At 71.3% G+C, this 4,917-nt stretch carries 5 protein-coding genes and 1 tRNA gene; 2 read left to right on the forward strand and 4 right to left on the reverse strand.

Annotated features, from left to right (window positions below):
* Both G6R24_RS18160 and G6R24_RS18165 read left to right on the forward strand, forming a co-directional pair.
* Positions 1–330: trypsin-like serine protease (locus tag G6R24_RS18160; RefSeq protein ID WP_225438695.1), on the forward strand; the 330-nt coding region annotated here is incomplete at its 5' end.
* Positions 296–2,413 (forward strand): hypothetical protein, encoded by a 2,118-nt coding sequence (locus G6R24_RS18165; protein WP_163550405.1) that lies wholly within the window; start codon positions 296–298, stop codon positions 2,411–2,413. The genes G6R24_RS18160 and G6R24_RS18165, both read left to right, overlap by 35 nt.
* Before the next feature lie 241 nt (positions 2,414–2,654).
* Here the strand turns inward: G6R24_RS18165 and G6R24_RS18170 are convergent.
* The 4 genes from G6R24_RS18170 to nadD all read right to left on the reverse strand — a co-directional run bounded on the left by G6R24_RS18170 (position 2,655) and on the right by nadD (position 4,733).
* Positions 2,655–2,728, reverse strand: a tRNA-Ala gene (locus tag G6R24_RS18170).
* Positions 2,729–2,825: 97 nt separating this feature from the next.
* Positions 2,826–3,527, reverse strand: coding sequence for a histidine phosphatase family protein (locus tag G6R24_RS18175; RefSeq protein ID WP_163550406.1), 702 nt, complete (start codon positions 3,525–3,527; stop codon positions 2,826–2,828).
* Entirely contained in the window at positions 3,524–4,066 is a 543-nt protein-coding gene (gene rsfS / locus G6R24_RS18180) for a ribosome silencing factor (RefSeq protein ID WP_476727361.1), read from the reverse strand. The genes G6R24_RS18175 and rsfS overlap by 4 nt, the downstream gene beginning before the upstream one ends.
* A gap of 67 nt (positions 4,067–4,133) precedes the next feature.
* Positions 4,134–4,733, reverse strand: a complete 600-nt coding sequence (gene nadD / locus G6R24_RS18185) for a nicotinate-nucleotide adenylyltransferase (protein WP_175084472.1) — start codon at positions 4,731–4,733, stop codon at positions 4,134–4,136.
* Between the last annotated feature and the right edge of the window lie 184 nt (positions 4,734–4,917).

Genomic DNA, 4,917 nt, shown 5'->3' on the forward strand with positions numbered 1-4,917 from the left:
CGCACGCGGGTGGGGTCGGGCCTGTTGATCACCGGCCGGCTGGTCCTGACCGCCGCGCATGTCGTGTTTCCCGAGGGGCCGGTGGCGTCGTCGCGGGTGGGGTTGACGGTCGGGGTGGGTGAGACTGGCCGGGCGGGCACGTCGGGTCGGGTGGTGTGGCCTGAGCGTTGGGACGGTCCCGGCGGCACCGCGCCCGACGCGGCGCTGATCCGCATTGATGATCCGGGGTGGATATCGCCGCAGGTGGACCGGTTGCGCTGGGGTGCGCTGACCGGCCGTGCCGGCGGGATCGCCGGTGAGGCGGCCGGTTTCCCCCCGGGTGCTGCGTGACGCGGGCGGGACGCGGGAGACGAACCATCTGACCGGGCAGGTGAACCCGCTGGGCGGGCTGGTCACCGGCCGTTACGACGTCAACGTCAAGGACCATCCGCCGTTGGCGCCGACCGCGGACGACGAACCGCTGCCCTGGTCGGGTATGTCCGGGGCGGTGCTCTACGCGTGCGCCGACCCGACCGGTCCCGCGCCGGTGTGGCTCGCAATCGCCGTGATCGTGGTGGACACCCCCGGGTTCGGTGAGGGCAGGCTGAGTGCGGTGCCGGTCCGCCGGCTGTTGGACGATCCGGGGTTGCGGGATCTGATCCGGGCCGAGGGTGGGCCGGTCGACTGGGAATCGGTGGAACTCGCCGGACTGATCAGCCCGCCGACGGTCACCGTGCCCCGCACACCGGCGCAGTTCCTGCGGGCCGACGCGGAAATCGTCGACCTCCACGGCCGGGAGGCGCTCCTGACCGAGTTCACCGACTGGTGCACCGGGGCGGCGGACAGTGCGGTGCGGCTGCTGGTCGGTCCGGGTGGGCAGGGCAAGACCCGTTTCGCCCGCGCCCTGAGCGCACGCCTGCGCGAGGCGGGCTGGCTGGCTGGACTCGTCCGCCCCGAGGGTGTGGGGCTGGTGGGCCGGCTGGCCGGGCAGACCCGGCCGGTGCTGCTGGTGGTGGACTACGCCGAAACCCACACCGATCTCACCAGCACCCTCCTGAGCATCCTGGAAGAACGATCCAGCCGCATCCGGGTGCGGCTGCTGCTGGTCGCCCGCGGGGGCGGGGACTGGTGGGACGATCTCACCGGCCGCCATCCCCTCGCCGCCGACGGACAGACCCTCCCCCTGGCGGCGGTGGAGACCAGCGGACCCGACCGGACACGCCTGTTCACCGACGCGGCCGGCACGTTCGCCCACCGCCTCACAGATCTTGACCCCACGGTGGACTGGACCGCACGGGCAGAGCACGTCCACCGCGGGATACCGGAGCTGTCCGATCCCGGGTTCGGGCTGGTCTTGGCGGTGCACATGGCCGCGTTGACCGCGCTCCTCGACCAGCCCGACGCCCACCCGAGTGGATCACCGGCCGAGGTCGCGGACCGGCTCCTGCGCCACGAGAAGACCTACTGGACCGCCACCGCCCGCACCGGGGGCATCACCCGGTCCGCGGACAGTCTGGAACAGGCCATCGCTACCGCGACCCTGTGCGGCGCCCAAAACCTGAGCGAGGCCACCGCGACCCTCGCTCGTCTTCCAAGTTTCGCGGGTGACGACGGCGAAGCCCACGATCTACGGGGGCGGGTGGTCCGGTGGCTGGCCGGGCTCTACCCGCCGCCACCCGAGCAGGCCGGGCAGGTGTGGGGTGGGATCAGCCCGGACCGGCTCGCGGAACACTTCCTCGCCCGCCACCTCGCCGACCCGACCGACACCGCCGGTGTTGCCTTCCGGGTTCTCACCGGTGCTTCCCGGGCGCAGATCTACCAGGCGTTGACCGTGCTCAACCGGGCCGCACCCGCACATCCCCGCCTGAGGGGCCTGCTGCCCGCGCTCCTCGCCGCCGATCCGCCCGCCCGCGCCCCGGTCGCACTCCAGGTCACGGTCGAAGCGGCCGACCACACCCCTACCGCCGACGCCCTGACCGCTCTGGCGCCGCGACTGGATCTACCGACCCTCACCACCATGACCGGCGGTCTCCCCCAGTACAGTCACCGGCTGCTGGAACTGGCGGCTGTCGTGCAGCAGGCCCACACCGCCCGTCTACGCGACCACACCCCGGGCCTACTTCCAGCCCGCCGATGGGCCTTACCCCGACGACGCACCGTTCCCCCCGACACCTACCTCCCCGACCTCGCCATGTCGCTGAACAGCCTGTCGGTGCGGTTGGGGAATGTGGGGCGTCCGGAACAGGCCCTGGCCACGATCGAGGAAGCCGCCGCGCTCCACCGCCAGCTGGCCACCGACCGGACCGACACCCATCTCACCGGTCTCACTCAGTCGCTGAACAACCAGTCGGATCTACTCCGCGCCATGGGCAGGCACGCCCAGGCACAGACGATCGACGACGAACGAGACCGCATCACCCACCCCGATCAATGATCAGAGGAGCGTTGGCGGAACACAGCGGCCAGCCACCAGACACGGACAGACCAGGCTGACCGACTCTGTTAGCAAAGATCAACGCGTTGCCCGCAACAGGCCGAGGCCATCCGGCGGGGGCGAATGCCCAGCTCAGCCCGTGGTGTATGAGCAACCCTTGACCGGGCTCGGCCCCCCGGCAATATGACGTAACGAAAAAGGCCTCCTCCCAAAGGGAGGAGGCAATAAAACCAAATTTACGTGGAGCTGAGGGGATTCGAACCCCTGACCCTCACACTGCCAGTGTGATGCGCTACCAGACTGCGCCACAGCCCCAACTGCTGTTCATTTATATCAGACCGGGAAGGTTCTGTGGGTTGCCGCCCTGCCTGCTTCAGCAGCCCGGCGGGGGTTCGTCGTGCGCCCCGCTGTGCTACCTCGGCAAGTGTACAGGCTCCGTGTCGGACCCGGTCGGGGCCCCCTGGCTTGGCAGGAGGGACTCGGACAGGCCTGATCCGGCGATGCCGAGCCTACCCGTCAGCAGGGGGCCGGCGTTGTGCTCGGAGAGCCGGAAGCCGCCTTCGGCCAGGCGCAGCAGGGACCAGCGGCAGTTCGCCAGCGGGCCGAAGTGCCACCACAGTTCGGGTGGCAGGCCCAGCACATGGCCGATCAGCGAGCGGGCGGTGCCGCCGTGCAGCACGAACACGATCAGACCGTCGGGCCGGGTGGGCAGGCCCTCGGCGCGGATCTCGTCGAGCAGGGTACCGGCGCGCTCGGCGACCTCCTGGTAGGTCTCGCCGCCGCCGCGACGGACGTCCTGCCCGGCCCGCCATGCCCGGTCCTCGTCGGGGAAGCGGCTGGCGGCCTCGGCTCCGGTGAGCCCGGACCAGCCGCCGAGGTCGATCTCCCGCAGCCGGGCGTCGGCGCGCACGGGTAGGTCGAGCGCGGCGGCGGTCGCCCGGCAGCGCCGCAGATCGGAGGAGACGACCAGCTCGGGGTTCATCGCCCGGATGAGCGGCGCGACCGCGGCGGCTTGGGCCTGGCCGGTCTGGTCGAGCGGCGGGTCGGCATGACCCTGGAAGCGGCCGGCCTCGTTCCAGGTGGTGCGGCCGTGCCGCCACAGCAGCAGCCTCACGCGGCGCCCACCGCGCCGTCACCCGTGCTTTCGCCCGACTCGGTCGCCGGCACCGAACCCGCCGGTACCGAGCCCGCTGACGCCGAAGCCGCCGGCATCGCGGCACCGGCGCCCACGCCCGCGCCGACAGTCGCGTCGGTGAACGGGATGGACGGGCAGTCCTTCCAGAGCCGATCCAGGGAGTAGAAGCCCCGCTCCTCGTCCCGCTGCACGTGCACGACGATGTCGACGAAGTCGAGCAGGACCCACTGGCCCTCCCGCTCCCCCTCCCGGCGCACGGGTTTGGCGCCGAGATGGCGCAGCTTCTCCTCGACCTCGTCGACGATGCCCTTGACCTGCCGTTCGTTGGCCGCGGCGGCCAGCACGAAGCAGTCGGTGATGGCGAGGCGCTCACTCACGTCGAGGATGAGCAGTTCGCGGCCGAGCTTGTCGGCCGCGGCCTGGGCGGCGGCGAGGGCGAGCTCGACGGCTCGAGGGGAAGCGGTCACGCTCGGGATCTCCAGAATGGTCACAGCCGCACCGCGGCCCAATACGGCCATGGCGCGACACCGTCCACGGTCGGGACGGCTGGGACCAGCGTGTCACATTCCGGCCTGGACAGGGCACTCAGCCTGTTCCCAGCGACCCCGGGGGCGTCGTGTCGTCGCGGTAGAGGCCCCGTTTGGCGATGTAGCGCACGACTCCGTCCGGCGTCAGATACCAGATGGGGGCGTCCCGTCCGACCCGGGAGCGAATGTCGGACGAGGAGATCGCCAGGGCCGGTACCGCGAGCAGGCTCACCCGGTCCGGTGGCAGGGCGGCGTCGAGGGAGAGCTGGTAGCCCGGCCGGCTGCAGCCGACGAACTGGGCGAGTTCGAACAGCTCGTCGTGGTCGCGCCAGGTGAGGATCTGTCCCAGGGCGTCCGCGCCGGTGATGAAGAACAGCTCGTCGTCCGGGCGCACCCGGTGCAGATCACGCAACGTGTCGATGGTGTAGGTGGGGCCGTCCCGGTCGATCTCGATCCGGCTGACGGTGAACTGCGGGTTCTCCGCGGTGGCGAGGAAGGTCATCAGATACCGGTCCTCGGCGGCGGAGACCTCCCGGTGGGCCTTCTGCCAGGGCCGACCGACCGGTACGAACGCGACCTCGTCCAGGTCGAACAGCGCCGCGGCCTCGCTGGCGGCCACGAGGTGCCCGTTGTGGACGGGATCGAAGGTCCCGCCCATCACGCCCAGTCGCACGTGGGGACCGTAACCCTGTGGCCAGCGCATGCGCACGATGCACGCCGCGTCGGGAGATGTCCCACAACGCCTCCCACCGACGACCACCTTCCGTCCCGCACAGGGCCGCGGTTCACCCGGTGGTCATCCACAGGCCGCCGACGGGGTCCGCCGCCCGGCAGGCGGGCCG

Source organism: Candidatus Frankia nodulisporulans (genome assembly GCF_902806475.1).
Classification (GTDB): Bacteria; Actinomycetota; Actinomycetes; order Frankiales; family Frankiaceae; genus Frankia; species Frankia umida.